The sequence below is a fragment of the Pseudomonas tremae genome, from assembly GCF_001401155.1.
GTDB lineage: Bacteria > Pseudomonadota > Gammaproteobacteria > Pseudomonadales > Pseudomonadaceae > Aquipseudomonas > Aquipseudomonas tremae.
Map to the genome: position 1 here is coordinate 118342 of NZ_LJRO01000458.1, position 15111 is coordinate 133452.

13 protein-coding genes are annotated in these 15111 nt (G+C 57.0%); 4 read left to right on the forward strand and 9 right to left on the reverse strand.

Annotated features, from left to right (window positions below; all coding sequences use genetic code 11):
- Positions 1–3: 3 nt before the first annotated feature.
- The 8 genes from ALO43_RS24825 to arnB are packed head-to-tail and all read right to left on the reverse strand — an operon-like array spanning position 4 to position 8824.
- Complete coding sequence (locus ALO43_RS24825) at positions 4–1398, reverse strand: UDP-glucose dehydrogenase family protein (protein ID WP_005886813.1); 1395 nt, start codon at positions 1396–1398, stop codon at positions 4–6.
- Complete coding sequence (gene arnF, locus ALO43_RS24830) at positions 1376–1810, reverse strand: 4-amino-4-deoxy-L-arabinose-phosphoundecaprenol flippase subunit ArnF (RefSeq protein WP_005886815.1); 435 nt, start codon at positions 1808–1810, stop codon at positions 1376–1378. The genes ALO43_RS24825 and arnF overlap by 23 nt, the downstream gene beginning before the upstream one ends.
- The gene (gene arnE, locus ALO43_RS24835; protein ID WP_054998246.1) at positions 1807–2151 is read right to left on the reverse strand and encodes a 4-amino-4-deoxy-L-arabinose-phosphoundecaprenol flippase subunit ArnE; all 345 of its coding nucleotides are present in this window, start codon (positions 2149–2151) and stop codon (positions 1807–1809) included. Before arnE ends, arnF begins: the two co-directional genes overlap by 4 nt.
- Entirely contained in the window at positions 2148–3800 is a 1653-nt protein-coding gene (gene arnT / locus ALO43_RS24840; RefSeq protein ID WP_054998247.1) for a lipid IV(A) 4-amino-4-deoxy-L-arabinosyltransferase, read from the reverse strand. The genes arnE and arnT overlap by 4 nt, the downstream gene beginning before the upstream one ends.
- A complete protein-coding gene (gene arnD, locus ALO43_RS24845; protein ID WP_024670779.1) occupies positions 3797–4678 on the reverse strand; it encodes a 4-deoxy-4-formamido-L-arabinose-phosphoundecaprenol deformylase in 882 nt (293 codons plus the stop codon). The genes arnT and arnD overlap by 4 nt, the downstream gene beginning before the upstream one ends.
- The gene (gene arnA / locus ALO43_RS24850; RefSeq protein ID WP_054998248.1) at positions 4678–6669 is read right to left on the reverse strand and encodes a bifunctional UDP-4-amino-4-deoxy-L-arabinose formyltransferase/UDP-glucuronic acid oxidase ArnA; all 1992 of its coding nucleotides are present in this window, start codon (positions 6667–6669) and stop codon (positions 4678–4680) included. Before arnA ends, arnD begins: the two co-directional genes overlap by 1 nt.
- Positions 6666–7679, reverse strand: a complete 1014-nt coding sequence (arnC, locus tag ALO43_RS24855) for an undecaprenyl-phosphate 4-deoxy-4-formamido-L-arabinose transferase (protein WP_024690651.1) — start codon at positions 7677–7679, stop codon at positions 6666–6668. Before arnC ends, arnA begins: the two co-directional genes overlap by 4 nt.
- The gene (arnB, locus tag ALO43_RS24860; RefSeq protein ID WP_054998249.1) at positions 7676–8824 is read right to left on the reverse strand and encodes a UDP-4-amino-4-deoxy-L-arabinose aminotransferase; all 1149 of its coding nucleotides are present in this window, start codon (positions 8822–8824) and stop codon (positions 7676–7678) included. Before arnB ends, arnC begins: the two co-directional genes overlap by 4 nt.
- 571 nt (positions 8825–9395) lie before the next feature.
- On the opposite strand from arnB, the gene ALO43_RS24865 reads away from it, so the two are divergent.
- The gene (locus ALO43_RS24865) at positions 9396–10721 is read left to right on the forward strand and encodes an NAD(P)/FAD-dependent oxidoreductase (protein ID WP_005886829.1); all 1326 of its coding nucleotides are present in this window, start codon (positions 9396–9398) and stop codon (positions 10719–10721) included.
- Positions 10722–10782: 61 nt separating this feature from the next.
- On the opposite strand, the gene ALO43_RS24870 is transcribed toward ALO43_RS24865, so the two are convergent.
- Positions 10783–11460, reverse strand: coding sequence for a GntR family transcriptional regulator (locus tag ALO43_RS24870; RefSeq protein ID WP_024670776.1), 678 nt, complete (start codon positions 11458–11460; stop codon positions 10783–10785).
- A gap of 284 nt (positions 11461–11744) precedes the next feature.
- On the opposite strand from ALO43_RS24870, the gene ALO43_RS24875 reads away from it, so the two are divergent.
- From ALO43_RS24875 to ALO43_RS24885, 3 genes are all read left to right on the forward strand, one after another.
- Positions 11745–12839, forward strand: coding sequence for a phosphotransferase (locus tag ALO43_RS24875; RefSeq protein WP_230855673.1), 1095 nt, complete (start codon positions 11745–11747; stop codon positions 12837–12839).
- A 25-nt stretch (positions 12840–12864) separates the two neighbouring features.
- Positions 12865–14220, forward strand: coding sequence for an aspartate aminotransferase family protein (locus ALO43_RS24880; RefSeq protein WP_024670774.1), 1356 nt, complete (start codon positions 12865–12867; stop codon positions 14218–14220).
- A gap of 98 nt (positions 14221–14318) precedes the next feature.
- Positions 14319–14987: a haloacid dehalogenase type II gene (locus tag ALO43_RS24885; protein ID WP_005886837.1), complete on the forward strand. Its 669-nt coding sequence runs from the start codon at positions 14319–14321 to the stop codon at positions 14985–14987.
- The last annotated feature ends 124 nt before the right edge of the window (positions 14988–15111 follow it).

Here is a 15111-nt window from a genome sequence, read left to right on the forward strand (position 1 = left end):
TCGCTATACGACCTGGCTGCTGACCTGCGGGCTGTAAGGCACCCACTGCTTCTGCGGGATCGGCAGCTCGCACGATTCGCCACGGCCGATGGGGAAATAATGAAAGCCGTGCTTTGCCAGTCGGTCGGTGTCGTACAGATTACGCCCATCGAAAATGACCGGTGCGGCCAGTCGCTGCTGGATCAACTCGAAATCCGGAGCCTTGAACTGCTGCCATTCGGTGCAGATGATCAGTGCATCGGCATCGTTCAGTGTGGATTCTGGCGTGCCCATCAAGACCAAGTCCTTGCGATGGCCGTAAATACGCTGGGTTTCCTGCATGGCTTCAGGGTCGAATGCCCGAACGCTGGCGCCAGCTGCCCACAACGCTTCCATCAGTACCCGGCTGGGCGCGTCGCGCATGTCGTCGGTGTTGGGTTTGAACGCCAGGCCCCACAGTGCGAAGGTCTTGCCGCGCAGGTCGCCTTGATAAAAGGCGTTGACCCGCTCGAACAGTTTGCTTTTCTGTCGCTCATTGATGGCCTCGACCACCGACAGCAGGTCATTGTTGCAGTGGGCCTCTTTGGCACTGTGGATCAGCGCGCGAATATCTTTGCCGAAGCATGAACCACCATAACCGCAGCCGGGGTAGATGAAGTCGTAGCCAATGCGTGAGTCGGCGCCGATGCCCAGACGCACGGATTCGATATCAGCGCCCAGGTGTTCTGCCAGCTCGGCGATCTGATTGATGAAGCTGATCTTGGTTGCCAGCATGCAGTTGGCTGCGTACTTGGTCAGTTCGGCGCTGCGCAGGTCCATGAACATTATCCGGTCGTGGTTGCGGTTGAACGGAGCGTACAGCTCGCGCATGACTTTGCGCACCGCGTCATTTTCGCAACCGATGACGATCCGGTCCGGACGGCGGCAGTCATTGACCGCAGAGCCTTCCTTGAGGAATTCAGGGTTGGACACCACGTCGAATTGCAGCAGCCGGCCGGCCTGGCGCAGGGCCTTGTCGATATGGGTGCGCAACGCGTCGCCGCTGCCGACCGGTACTGTCGATTTCTCGACGATGATCAACGGTTCGCGCCGATGCCGCGCAATCGCGTCGCCCACCGCGAAAAAACCGCTCAGGTCAGCGGAGCCGTCGTCTCGTGAAGGTGTGCCGACCGCGATGAACAAAACCTCTGCATGTTCGACCGCCAGTTGCTCGTCGGTGGTGAAGTGCAGACGCTTATGATCCAGGTTTTCGCGGACTAGATTGGCCAGCCCAGGCTCGAAGATATGCACCTGGCCCTGACGTAACTGATCTATTTTGGCCTGATCGATGTCCATGCAGACCACATCGTGGCCAACTTCGGCCAGCACGGTTGCCTGTACAAGGCCGACATATCCGCTACCGAAAACGCTTATTTTCATGGGGAATATCCTGAGGTTGTGGGCTGGGGATGCGCCGGAGGTTGATGGTCAAGACACCTGCAACGATCAGCGTGACACCCACAGTTTTCGATACTGTGAATGCCTCATGGAAAAATGGCAGAACGGCGGCCAGGGTATAAACCAGTGCGTAGCTGATGCTCAGCAGCGAATAGGCGCGGCTCAGGGGCAAACCCCGAAGTGCCACAAGCCAGAAAAGCATGGAGAGTGCGTAGGCGATGATCGACGCGATAATCACGCCGACGGCATAGAGCTGGATATGTGTATAGGCTTGCAGGTCTGGCAAGTGCAGAAGTGATGGCAAGCGGCTCATGCCCCAGCGCATACCCAGTTGGGCGCTGCTGACCAGCGCCACACTGGCTATGGCGCACAATGTCGCGCCGTGGCGGGTCATGCCTGACTTCCCAGCAAGACCACGCCGCACACAATCAATGCGACGCCCAGCCAGTGCTGCAGGTCTACCGGCTCCTTGAAAACGTAGCGACCCACCAGGGTGATCAAGACGAAGTTGACGCCGAGCATGGGGTAGGCGACGCCGACCTCCATGCGCTGCAACACCATCAACCAGGTCAGCAGGCCGAGGCCCAGGCAGGTGATCGCCAGCCAGAGCCATCCTGATCGCAACGCAAGCAGCAGGCCGGGTAATACGCCGCGCCAGCTTTCTACCGCTTTCTTTTGCGCAATCTGGCCCAGACACGTCAGCAGGCAGGCGGTCATAAGCATCAGCGCAGTCATGACGCAGACTGCCCGTAGATGAGAATGATCAGGTTACCCTCGTCGTAGCGCGTGGCGCCCTCTGGCAGCGACTCAAGCTCACGCAGCTCTTCGTCGCTCTTGCCGCGCATGATGACGCCGACCTGACCTTCACGGCGGGCCTTGGTCATCCAGGCATCTATATCATGCAGATGGACCTCGCGGCCCTGTGCATCCGGATACCCAAGACCGTATTCGAGTTCGCCCCAGGTATTGAACAGCGTGATGTCCGGCCTACCCAGTCGCCACGACAGGGCCGATGCGGCGCCCAGGTCGTTGCTCAATAACGACGTGCTGGCGGCCAGCTCCGTTTGGTGCCTGGAGACGAACTGGTCAGGTGTCTTGTTGTACACCACATCATCGGGCAAGCCTGCTGGCAGCATGGCCACGAGCAACCAGCTACCGACCGCCGGCATGATCCAGAAAGTCTGCGGGCGAATGCTGTGGAGCGCATTGCTCAACGTCCAGCCGACGAGCACGACGATCGCCAACAGCAAGTGTGAAGGTTCGTTCTCATACACCGGTTGTTTCAGTTGCAGGTACAGCAGCACCACAAGGCCAATGACGCCTGACGCTGTATTGAAAAGCCCGTTGGTACGCAGCGCCGTGCTGCGGTCTTGCCTGAGGCGATCAACCAAGGTATCAGCCATCAACAAGGCCAGAGGCAGCAGGCAAGGCAGCAGATAAGTCGGCAATTTGCCCTTGCTCAAGCTCAGAAACACCAACGGCACCCACAACCACAGAGACAGGAAGGCGATATTAGTCTGCTGCCGTCGTTGCCACGCCTGTTTCAACGTTACGGGCAGCAACAAGCTCCACGGCAGGCAGGCGACGATCAGCAGCGGCAGGTAGAACCACCACGGCTCTGCGTGCTGTGCATTGTTCCCGACAAAGCGCCGGATGTGCTCGTGCCAGAAAAAGTAGCGCCAGTAGTCGGGTTCTTGCTGATGCACTGCCAAAACCCAAGGCAGGCTTATCGTGACAGCGATCAGCACCGCAACGGGACCGAACCTGAACAGCTCGGCAAGGCGCTTCTGCCACAGCATGTAAGGCACGACGACTATCACCGGCAGAGCCCAGGCCAGAAAGCCCTTGGTCATGAAGCCAATGCCGCATGCCACGCCGATCAGCGCCCAGGCCAGCAGACGTGATCGACCGGTACTGTGGGCGGCATACCAGAACGACACGAGCGTGAGGTTGGCCCAGAACGTGAATTGAGGATCAAGGTTGCTGTAGCCAGCCTGGCCCGCAATGAATCCGAAGCTCATGAACAGCAGCGCGCTGGCAAAGCTTTTACGCCGGTCGCTCCACATCCTGGCGGCCAGCAGATAGGCGAGGGCGACGCTGAGGCCGCTGCTCAGCGCCGAAGTGATCCGCACACCGAACAGGTTCTCACCGAAAACTGCCTGCCCGAGGGCCATCCACCAGTAACCCGCAACGGGTTTTTCGAAGTAGCGCAGGCCCATGAAGTGTGGGGCCACCCAGTTTCCGCTGTGCAGCATCTCCTGGCTGATCTGGGCGTAACGCGTTTCATCCGGAATCCACAGACCGTGGAAGCCCAGCGGCAGTAGGTACGCCAGCGCGAACAACAGTACAAGCAGCGAAATGTCGCGTGTTCTGCGATCAATCATTGCTGCACCCCTAACCAGCCATCACGGCCCGCGAGCGTCCCCCGTACCACCTGGCCGGCGGGCAGTTGCTCGATAGAGGCGGGCAGCAGCTCGCCTAAAGGGGTGAAGCGGATACCCTGGGCGTGCGCCTGCGCCAACAGCTGCCTGAAACCGTTGGCCATGACAATGCCTTCCACCTCAGCGTGAAGCGTATAGACGTTTAGCGCCGGCTCGGCAAAGCGTCGCAGAATGTAGTCGTTGAATGCATCGGCCTGCAGATGTGGGCCGACCACCTCATCGAACGTTGGCAGGTCCACAGGTATTTGCGGCGTGCCGAGGCTGCCGTCGGCCAACAACGGGCGAAACAGCGTGGTGCCGCGACAGTCACTGTTGTAGCGGAAGCCGAAAGGCTGTTTGGCTTGCACGATGCGTTGGTCGGCACGCCAGCCGGCGGCTGCGGAGCAGGTCACCGGGTGGCCCAGAATGTCGCTCAGGCAATCCACGCCACGGTGTATCTGCGCCGTCAGCTGCGTATCGTTCCAGAGCCCGGCATTGGCCTGCCAGCCGTGATGGTCCCAGGCATGCAGTCCGACTTCATGGCCTGCATCCAGAGCGCGGCGCATCAGCGGACCAAGGTCACGGCCGATCTGTTTGCCCGGCCAGGCAGTGCCTGCCAGCAGAATATCCCAGCCATACAGGCTTGCCGCCCGGGAACGAAGCATTTTCCAGAAGAACTGCGGCCGGACCAGACGCCAGAGATGGCGCCCCATGTTGTCAGGGCCGACGCTGAAAAAGAACGTCGCCTTTACCTGTGCTTCGTCGAGCAGGTCCAGCAGCCTGGGTACACCTTCTCGCGTGCCACGATAGGTGTCGACATCAATTCTCAGGCCTGCCTGCATCAGCGCTGATCCGCTTTTTCGATCATGGCTTCCCGAAGAAAGAAATCCAGGGTCTTGCCGATGGTTGTGCTCAGTTCGATGCCAGGCGTCCAGCCTATTAACTGCCGAGCGTTGGCGATGCTCGGTTTGCGATGGCTGACGTCCTGATAGCCCTTGCCATAGAAAGACTGGCTTTCGACATCGCGAAAGCCTGCGAACGGCGGAAAGTTGTCGCGCAGCGGGTGTGCTTCAAACTGTCGTAGCAGTTCTTCACCCAGTTGACGAATGCTGGCTTCGTTATCCGGGTTGCCGATATTGATAATCTGCCCGTTACAACGCCCGTCGCGGTTCTCGATAATTCGCGCCAGCGCTTCAATCCCGTCGGCGACATCGGTAAAGCAGCGTTTCTGGGCACCACCATCCACCAGCCGGATCGGCGTACCCTCCACCAGGTGCAAAATCAGTTGGGTAATGGCCCGAGAACTGCCGATGCGCGCCGAATCCAGTCGATCCAGACGGGGGCCCATCCAGTTGAAGGGCCTGAACAGCGTGAACTGCAGACCTTTCTGACCGTAAGCCCAGATAACGCGATCCAGCAGTTGTTTCGATACCGAATATATCCAGCGCTGTTTGTTGATCGGGCCGACGACAAGATTTGAAGTGTCCTCGTTGAAACTTTCATCCTGGCACATGCCATAGACTTCGGAGGTCGACGGGAAAATCACGCGCTTGTTGTACTTCACGCAATAGCGGACGATTTTAAGGTTCTCTTCGAAATCCAGTTCGAACACCCTTAGCGGGTTACGGGTGTATTCGATCGGTGTGGCGATGGCCACCAGAGGCAATACCACGTCGCACTTTTTGATGTGGTATTCGATCCATTCAGTGTGGATGCTGATATCACCTTCGATGAAGTGAAAGTTCGGTTGGATGCGCAGGCGTTCTATGGCGTCCGAACCGATGTCCATGCCGTAGATTTCATAACGGTCATCCTGCAGCAGGCGCTCTGACAGATGGTTCCCGATGAAGCCGTTGACGCCAAGGATCAACACGCGGGTGCGACGAACAGGGCGGCGTTTCTGCGTATCCAGTAGCTGTGATCCTTCTACCAGCCCGAACTCGCGAGCCAGCTGCGCGCCGCTGAGGTACAGGCCTGCGTCACCACGCTGGCCGGCAAGAATCGCCAGTGATCCCTCGCCGCATGCAATGCGCAAGGGATCATGACTGATGACCGTCCCCGGTGCTTCGCCGTCATTGCGCAGTTCCAGGTCGGCTGCCCATATGATCAGTTTGTTGTCGCCCACCGTGCAAAATGCGCCGGGATAGGGCTGCGTGACGGCGCGTATCAGGTCATACAGGCGCGCAGCCGGAAGCGACCAGTCGATCAGACCATCAGCCGGAGTGCGCTTGCCGAAACAAGTTGCCCGGGATTCATCCTGGGGGGTGCCGGACAGCCTGTCCTGTGCGAGCAACGGCAATGTTTCGGAAAGCAGGTCCGTTGCGGCTTCACGCAGCTTGCCATGCAGTGTCAGGGCTGTATCAGTGGCGCTGATAGGGACCCGCTGTTGTGCAAACACAGGGCCTGCGTCGGCACGCTTGACCATCTGGTGCAGGGTGACGCCGGTTTCTGTTTCGCCATTGACCAGTACCCAGTTTGCCGGCGCCCGCCCGCGGTAGCGGGGTAACAGCGAGCCGTGGAGATTGAAGGCTCCTTTTTTGGCGCAGGCCAGTAATGGCTCACCTAATAGCTGCCGGTAATAGAAGGAGAATATGAAGTCCGGCGCCAGTTTGGCGACACGCTCCACCCACAAGGGATGATTCGGGTCTTCAGGTGCATGCACGGTTATGCCGTGCCGTGCGCAAAGCCTGGCCACCGAGCCGAAGAACGTGTTTTCGTCGGGATCGTCGGCATGCGTATATACCGCAGCAATCTCATAACCCGCGTCCAGCAATGCTTGCAAACCGGCACAGCCAATATCGTGATAAGCAAAGACGACCGCTTTAGAGCTCATGGCGCAACCTTGTTAAGAAGGGGGGTGGCGGAAGAATCAACGTGTTCGGTCGCAGTTGCGGATGAACTGCGCACCACTTTTTCGATAAAGAAGCGCGGCCTTGCACGGACATCGCTGTACATCCGGCCCAGGTATTCACCCAGCAGGCCCATGCCGATGAATTGGCCGCCGGTAAATACAAACAACACCGCAAACAGTACGAAGGTGCCGCCGCCGGCCCACGTCGCGCCGAATATCAGACGCAGGACGATTAACAACACCGCGAACAACCCGCCGAGAAACGCCATGCTGAAACCGATGATGCTGAGCAGGCGAAGGGGCGTGGTGGTCATGCAGGTAATCAGGTCGAACATCAGGTTGACCAGCCGCATCGGGCTGTATTTGGAATCGCCGTGTTCACGTTCGGCGTGGTCAACCAGCACTTCGGTGGTGTGCCGCGCGAAACTGTTGGCCAGAATAGGGATAAAGGTGCTGCGCTCCCGGCAGGCCAGCATTGCGTCGACAATCGTGCGGCGGTACGCCCTCAGCATGCAGCCGTAATCGCTCATGGCAACGCCGGTCGAACGTTGTACCGCCAGGTTGATGAGCCTGGACGGCCAGCGCCGCCATGCTGAGTCCTGACGATTGTTGCGCACTGTGCCGACAACGTCGTAACCCTGTTCGGCTAGGTTGACCAGCCGGGGAATTTCCTCGGGAGGGTTCTGCAGATCGGCGTCGAGGGTGATCACCACGTCACCTTTGCAGTGTTCGAATCCCGCCATGATCGCCGCATGCTGGCCGTAGTTCCGGTTCAGTATCACCGCTACAAAAGGGCTGCCATCGCGCTCGGCGGCCTGCTGAAGGAGGTCCGCCGAGTCATCGCGGCTGCCATCGTCCACCAGCACGATTTCGAACGGGTGATTCAGCTGCCGACATGCTGACTCGGTCCGGCGCAGCAGTTCCGGCAGGCTTTGCCGCTCGTTGTAGACCGGGATGACGATCGACACGAATGTGATGGGATACGGTTTCACAGGCTGGATTCCACGGTCGATTCAATGGCCCTGACAACCCGATCGACATCGTCGAGCGTCATGTCGGGAAACAGGGGGATGGAACACAGCCTGGAAGAATTCCATTCGGTATCAGGCAGACGAACATCCGGGAAGCGCTGGCGGTAGTAGCTGTGCAGATGAGTGGCGATAAAGTGGATGCCGGTGCCAATGTTCCGGGCCTGCAAGGCTTGCATGAAGGCATCGCGATCAAGCCCGCAACATTCGGGATCGATACGCAGGATGAAAAGATGCCAGGCGTGCTGTTGCGCATATTCCGGCAAGCCCAGGGGAAGCACGGGGCTTGCCGCCAGGCGTTCCAGGTAATGACTGGCGAGCACTTGGCGCTTGGCATTGATGGCGTCCAGACGCTGCAACTGCACCAACGCAATACTGGCATTGATGTCTGCCAGGTTGTATTTGAAGCCCGGCTCGATCACCTCAGCCTGAGGTTTTCGACCCAGCGTCAGGCGGTCATAGGCGTCGACACCCAAGCCATGAAATTTGAGCTGACGCACATGATCCGCCAGCAGTGCATCGTCGGTCACGAACATCGCGCCTTCGGCACAGGTCATGTTCTTGATCGCATGAAAGGAAAAGATGGCAGTGCCTTGACGTCCGACAGGCCGACCTTTGTAAGCGGTGCCCACAGCATGTGCGGCATCTTCGATCACCGCTATGCCGTGCCGTTTGGCCAGCGTGTAAAGCGGGTCAAGGTCAAACGCTGCGCCTGCATAGTGGACAGGCACGATCGCTTTGGTGCGGGGGGTAATGGCCTTCTCGATCAGCGCAGCGCTGGTCATGAGCGTGTCCCGGTCTACATCCACAAAGACCGGTGTGGCCCCCAGCAGGCAGATCATGTTTGCTGTCGAAACCCACGTTTGCGACGGGGTAACCACCTCATCACCTGGCCCCACACCCAGCGCCAACAGCGCCACATGCATTGCCCCGGTGGCTGACGAAAGCGCGACAGCGTGCCGTGCGCCAACCCGTTCGGCGAATTGCTCTTCGAGCTTCTGACATTCCGGCCCCGTGGTAATCCATCCGGAACGCAGCACGCGCGTCATCGCAGCAATTTCTTCATCGCCCACGGACGGTCTCGAAAAGGCAAGAAAGGCCTGACGCATTTATTTCTTCCTCATGTACACGAGATGACAAGTAAATGAATATTTGCAGAGCATGGCGTGAATATAATGTGTTCGTTTTCGGCAGCCGCATATTGCCAACGTCGAGGCCATGAAAGTTAATGGCCGTGTTGTAAAAATAACGGTGAAACGGTGTTGGTTTTTTGCAGTGTCGCACTATTCAATATTTGTAGAGTAGGGCGGATTTTGTAGAGATGGCAATGCGGTACTGGCTCTGTGTAAAAATATTAATGTGCTGTTAATATTTAATATAACTACTGTGGCATGGACAGCTAAAGTTCAGGTTGCTCGTGCTAATTCTGATCAGTTGCAAGTTTAATAAAGTGGTGTTTGTAGAGAAGTCTGCAGCTGCCGCTGACAAGCGCTGAGGGCAGGGTCCCAGGTCGTTTGGTCGGCATAGTTTGCCGGGAGAGGCGCGTCAAACAGTGGTTTGTGCCAAGGCGACCCTGCGTTTAAATCTTTTTGTGTCGCGTCATGGTGGTGTAATAAACCCATGATGCGCATCGCATGAGCATCGCGTATCGTCCCCCCCGACTATCAACGGATAAAGACTATGCCAGCACCCTTGACGCTTGTAGAAACCTCTCCCGACCTTCCTGCGGACGCTGATGTCGTGGTGATCGGCGGCGGTATCATCGGAGCGTTTACTGCTTATTACCTCGCCAAACGAGGCATGAAGGTCGCTTTGGTCGAAAAAGGTCGTATCGGAGCTGAACAGTCGAGCCGTAACTGGGGCTGGTGCAGGCAGCAAAATCGGGACGCGCGCGAGCTTCCGATGGCGACCAAAAGCCTTGATCTGTGGGAGCAGTTCGCAGCGGATACGGGTGAGCAGACAGGATTCACGCGTTGCGGCCTGCTGTACCTCAGCAATAACGAGGCTGAGCTCGCCGGGTGGGCACGCTGGGGCGAGTTTGCCCGCACGGTTAACGTCGAGACTTACATGCTGAACGCACAGCAGGCGGCCGAACGCGCAAAAGTCACCAGCAAACAGTGGAAAGGAGGAGTGTTTTCACCCTCTGACGGCGTCGCCGACCCTTCACGTGCAGCCCCGGCAGTCGCTCGCGCCATCATGGCTCTGGGCAGTACCGTGCATCAGGGCTGCGCCGTCCGTGGGATCGAGACCGAAGCCGGTCGACTTTCTGCCGTCGTTACTGAAAAAGGTACTATTCGCACCCGCGTTGCAGTCCTGGCTGCTGGCGCGTGGGCCTCTTCGTTTTGCCGGCAATACGGCATTCGTTTCCCGCAGGCCACTATTCGTCAGACCGTGCTTTCGGTTTCTCCTCCAAGCCATGAAATACCCAGCGCGCTGCACACGGCCGGTGTTTCCATGACGCGCCGATTCGATGGGAGTTATACCTTGGCAATCAGCGGGAGAGGGCGTGTCGACCTCACTCCGCAGTTGCTGGGGTTCGCGATGAATTTCCTGCCCATGTTTCAACGCAGGTGGCGAAACCTGGCGCCAGGGGGGCTCGAAGGGTTGCGTGCTGGCCACGAAAGCTGGAAGCGCTGGCGCCTGGACGAGCCAACTCCTATGGAGAAGATGCGCATTCTCGATCCCAAGCCGGATGCTACTGCTGTGGAATTGACCTACAAGCGTGCGGTGGAGCTGATTCCGTTACTGAAACAGTCTGCGGTCACAGCGGCCTGGGCAGGTTACGTGGACAGCACGCCGGATGGCGTGCCGGGCATTGGCGAGATGACCAGCCTGCCTGGCCTGGTGCTGGCTGCAGGGTTCAGCGGGCATGGCTTTGGTATCGGGCCAGGCGCGGGCCATTTGATCGCCGACATCGTCAGCGGCGTCAAACCCATCGTCGACCCAACCCCGTACCATCCTGATCGCTTCAAAGCGTCGGCCTGGGGCAAGGTTGCGGATTTCTGACATTCGCTTTGGCAGGGCACTTGCAGTGTGCCCTGACCACAGTCAGGCCTGCTGAATGACGTTAACGCCTTCTCTCGAAATTCGCCCGTAAAAGCTTCGAACTCAAGTCCTCCCAGTGCTCGACAAAGGCTGCTCGAGCCGTCTCGAAATCCCGGCTGCGCAAGCACTCTATCAAGTGCTCATGGTCAGCGACGATATCCTTCGGGTCTTCATAGCAGGGTTGTTGAAGCACCAGAAGCAATTCGATCTCGCTCTCCAGCATGGCGTAGCTTCGTTGTAATCGAGGGCTGCCACTGGCACGGATAATTGCCCGGTGAAAGTCCCCATCGGCGGTGACGATATCTGAGCGAGGTGAGTCGGCCGGGGCGTTACGCAGCTTTTCCACCGCGCTGAGTGCGTCCTCTGGAATCACCCCGTTTAAAATAATCATGCGCACCGCTTCAGTTTCCAGCACGCCTCGCAACCTGGCGATATCCACAATTTCGTTCGGACCAAATTCGGGGATGCAGAACCCGCGATTAGGTACCTTCAGCAAAAGTCCGAATGAAACAAGCAATTGAGCGGCGCTTCGGAACGTGTTGCGTGCGACTTCGTATTCCTCTGCCATTTTAAAATCCCGCAGAAACTCTCCGGGTTCGAAATCACCGTTCAGGATTCTGGCTTTGAGCTTACTCGCCAGCACCTCGACGGCTGATAGGCCCGCTGCGCGAGATTCGATGTTGCTGCTGAGAAAAGTCATTTTATACATGGCCGGATCGAGGCTGCGTTGAGAGGCGATTCTAATCCGTGTGGGTCATATTCCGCCAGAGAACTCGTAAGGCATGATATTTATTGTCCTACAATTCAAATTATGCGCTTAAATTATTTTCTCTTTAAAAACAATAAATTATCCGTTTTCCTTCTGATTTTGAAGGGGATTTCAAAAGTTGAGGAGTTATTTTTCTTTCAAAAAAATAAATTGTAGCACAATATCTAATGCATCAGATGCGAGCGGCAAGTGACCAAAAGGTCTGGAGTTCAGCGATGCCCGAGATGACCGAGATGCGAAAAGATGAGATGAGCTGTGGACTTGCTGCCTTGCAGGGTGATCTGGCCGCGCCTTTCACCCCGGTTTCCCTTGAGGAGGGCAGGCGGGTTCTGTTGGACCAGTTCGGGGTGGATGCTGAATTGGTGCGCTTTGCGACGGAGAAAGACGATACCTTTCGGTGCGACAGCGTGTGCGGCAAAACTTACGTTCTTAAAGTCGCCAACCCTCAGGAAGCGCCGGTTGAGCTTTCTCTGCAAATTGAAGTCATGCGGCACATCGGGCATACAGCACCAGCGCTGCCAATCCCCAGGGTTTATCAGTCACTGGAAGGCGATTACCTGACGCCCATTTCGACTTCCAGTGGCGACCCCAGGCAGGTACGACTGATGAGTTTCCTGCCAGGAGTGCCCTTGGATAAAACCACTGTTAACGCAGACGGTCGCGAACGTATTGGCGAGTTGCTCGCGCGCCTCAGGCTGGCTACCGCCAACTTTTCCCACCCGGGCGAGTCTCGCAAAGTATGTTGGGATGTTCAGAACCTGAGTACTCTGGAGCCCTTGATAAGCTTCGTGTCAGAGCCCGCGCATCGACAATTGCTGAAAAAGGCTTTTGATCGATTTTTCCAGGTTGAAAGTTTGATTGCCGGTTGTCGCCAACAGGTGCTGCACAACGACTTCAATACCTCGAACATTGTGGTGGATGCGCGCAATCCGCAATGCATCAGCGGCATTATCGATTTCGGTGACACCGTAAAAACAGCCATTGCCATTGATGTATCCACGGCAATGATGAACCAGTTAGGCGTGGTTGGATCAGGCAACGACGTCGATATCTTCGCTCCGGCAAAAGATGTATTGAGGGGGTATTTGCGCGTTGCTGACCTGACCGCCGACGAGCTTTCCCTTATCCCGCATCTCGCCATGGCACGCTTGCTGACTCGCGCGTTGATAACCACCTGGCGATCGCAGATGTTTCCGCAAAACAGTGCATACATCTTGAGGAATGCGGCCCCGGGATGGTCTCAGCTCGACTGGATAGTCAGTCGATCACCTTCACACATGTCAGAGCTTCTGATGTCCTTCGCCGATTGATTCATCTTTGTGAGTGGAGATTTAAATGAACACTTCAAAAATCGAGGCTGTCCGTGGTGATATGCCTAACGGCTTTAACCCTGCCAATGCCGATCGACTGGATGCCTCGGCGCGCGAGCATATTCAGCGCCGCATCAACCTTCTTGGCCCAGGCTACAGATTGTTTTATAACGAGCCGGTCGGTGTCGTCCGCGGCAAAGGTGCATATCTCTACGACAAGGACGGCAACGAGTACCTGGATGCCTACAATAATGTGGTGTCGGTGGGCCATTGTCATGATCGCGTGGTGGCCGCGATAACCGAGCAAATGACTACGTTGTGCAGCCATACCCGTTACATGCAGGAAGGGATTCTTGACTATACCGAACAACTGCGTGCCACCGCGGATGGCGATATGGCGGCTGACGGGCAGATGATGTTCACCTGCAGCGGTTCGGAGGCCAATGACCTGGCCATCCGTATCGCACGTCATCACACAGGTAATACCGGCGTTATCGTTACTGCCGAGGCCTACCACGGCAATTCGGCAACCGTGGCCGCTTTTTCTCCCTCGCTGGGCGCCAATGCCAAGCTTGATCCCTATGTTCGTCGCGTGCCCGCTCCGGACTCTTACCGCATTCCGCGTGAGTCACTGGGGCGCTATATGGCAGACCAGGTCGCTGCACAGATTCAGGATATTCAGCGTCACGGCGGCGGTGTCGCTGCATTCATTGCTGACTGTCTGTTTTCGTCCGATGGACTGTTCTGCGATCCGGTGGACGTGTTCAAGCCTATAGCCGAAGTGGTGCGCAAAGCCGGCGGCTTGTTTATCGCCGATGAGGTTCAGTCAGGATTTGGTCGCAGCGGCACGCATTTCTGGGGGCATCAGCGTCATGGGGTAGCACCGGACATTATCACCATGGGCAAACCGATGGGTAACGGCTATCCCGTTGCCGGCTTGATGGTGCGCCCGGAAGTGGTTGCGAGCTTCGGGCGTGACATGCGTTATTTCAATACCTTTGGTGGCAACAGCGTTGCGATTGCTGCAGCCCAGGCAACCCTGAATGTGATTCAGGAAGAGCAGCTCATGCTCAATGCCACGCGCGTCGGCGGGCTTGTAATGGCAGGCCTTAAAGACTTGGCCAAGCGTTATGAGCAAGTTGGTGATGTGCGTGGCACCGGCATGTACTTTGCCGTTGAGCTAGTCACTGACAGGGCGATGAAAACCCCTGACATGAAAACTGCGCTACGAATAGTTAACCACTTGCGTGAACAGCGCGTGCTTATTTCCGCAACAGGACCGGATGCGAGCATTCTGAAAATTCGTCCACCCTTGATCTGGACTGAGAGGGAAGTAGGGCGGTTGCTTGACGCACTGGAAAGTGCTTTTGCTGCGCTATAAAAACAACGCTTGCCTTGGGCTGTGAAGTCTACCAGGGCCTGCCTCACCGAGTACTTGCTTGACCCTTTGTGAACCATATACTGATCAGGACTACAATCATGAGCTTTCTTCGCCCCAAGTACATTACCTTCGACTGCTATGGCACATTGACCAACTTCAAGACTGCCGCTTTGACGCGCGAGTTCTTCGCGGACAGGGTTCCTGCCGAGCGCATGGATCAGTTCATCAAGGATTTCTCGGCGTACCGTCTGGATCAGGTAATGGGCGATTGGAGACCGTATGACGAGATACTCAAGACAGCATTGGCGCGTACCTGCAAACGCTGGGGTATTGAATACCGAGAAGAAGGCCAGCTGTACTACGACGCAGTACCCACTTGGGGCCCGCACCCTGATGTACCTGCTGGGCTGGCAAAAATTGCCGACAAGATACCCTTGGTAATTTTCTCCAACGCCATGGACGAGCAGATCATGTCAAACGTCGAGAAGCTCGGCGCGCCGTTTCACAAAGTGTTCACCGCTCAGCAGGCGCAGGCCTACAAGCCTCGTCTGGCGGCCTTCGAGTTCATGCTCGATAATCTGGGCTGCGGCCCGGAAGATGTTCTGCACGTATCCTCAAGCTTCCGTTACGATCTGATGTCAGCCCACGACATGAACATCAAGCACAAAGCATTTGTTGCCCGAGGACATGAACAGCCGGCGAATGCTGCGTTTGGTTATCATCAGATTCCCGATATCGGCGGGCTGCCCGGTCTGGTTGGGCTTTAGCTCTATTGTTGCAGTTTGTCGTTCGAATTGCCCTTGAAACGAGTAGGAGGGCGATAGCCCAGGAAGGCTATCCGTTTAACTCAACTAAATGACGGTTTAGTTGAGTTGGATATTGTCGCGTGCA

Excerpts from the sequence above, each read along its gene's own strand:
- arnD (WP_024670779.1), bottom strand. The coding sequence starts at position 4,678 with ATGCAGGCAGGCCTGAGAATTGATGTCGACACCTATCGTGGCACGCGA.
- arnA (WP_054998248.1), bottom strand. The coding sequence starts at position 6,669 with ATGAGCTCTAAAGCGGTCGTCTTTGCTTATCACGATATTGGCTGTGCC.
- arnE (WP_054998246.1), bottom strand. The coding sequence starts at position 2,151 with ATGACTGCGCTGATGCTTATGACCGCCTGCCTGCTGACGTGTCTGGGC.
- arnB (WP_054998249.1), bottom strand. The coding sequence starts at position 8,824 with ATGCGTCAGGCCTTTCTTGCCTTTTCGAGACCGTCCGTGGGCGATGAA.
- arnT (WP_054998247.1), bottom strand. The coding sequence starts at position 3,800 with ATGATTGATCGCAGAACACGCGACATTTCGCTGCTTGTACTGTTGTTC.
- ALO43_RS24870 (WP_024670776.1), bottom strand. The coding sequence starts at position 11,460 with ATGACTTTTCTCAGCAGCAACATCGAATCTCGCGCAGCGGGCCTATCA.
- ALO43_RS24865 (WP_005886829.1), top strand. The coding sequence starts at position 9,396 with ATGCCAGCACCCTTGACGCTTGTAGAAACCTCTCCCGACCTTCCTGCG.
- ALO43_RS24885 (WP_005886837.1), top strand. The coding sequence starts at position 14,319 with ATGAGCTTTCTTCGCCCCAAGTACATTACCTTCGACTGCTATGGCACA.
- ALO43_RS24825 (WP_005886813.1), bottom strand. The coding sequence starts at position 1,398 with ATGAAAATAAGCGTTTTCGGTAGCGGATATGTCGGCCTTGTACAGGCA.
- arnF (WP_005886815.1), bottom strand. The coding sequence starts at position 1,810 with ATGACCCGCCACGGCGCGACATTGTGCGCCATAGCCAGTGTGGCGCTG.
- ALO43_RS24880 (WP_024670774.1), top strand. The coding sequence starts at position 12,865 with ATGAACACTTCAAAAATCGAGGCTGTCCGTGGTGATATGCCTAACGGC.
- ALO43_RS24875 (WP_230855673.1), top strand. The coding sequence starts at position 11,745 with ATGCCCGAGATGACCGAGATGCGAAAAGATGAGATGAGCTGTGGACTT.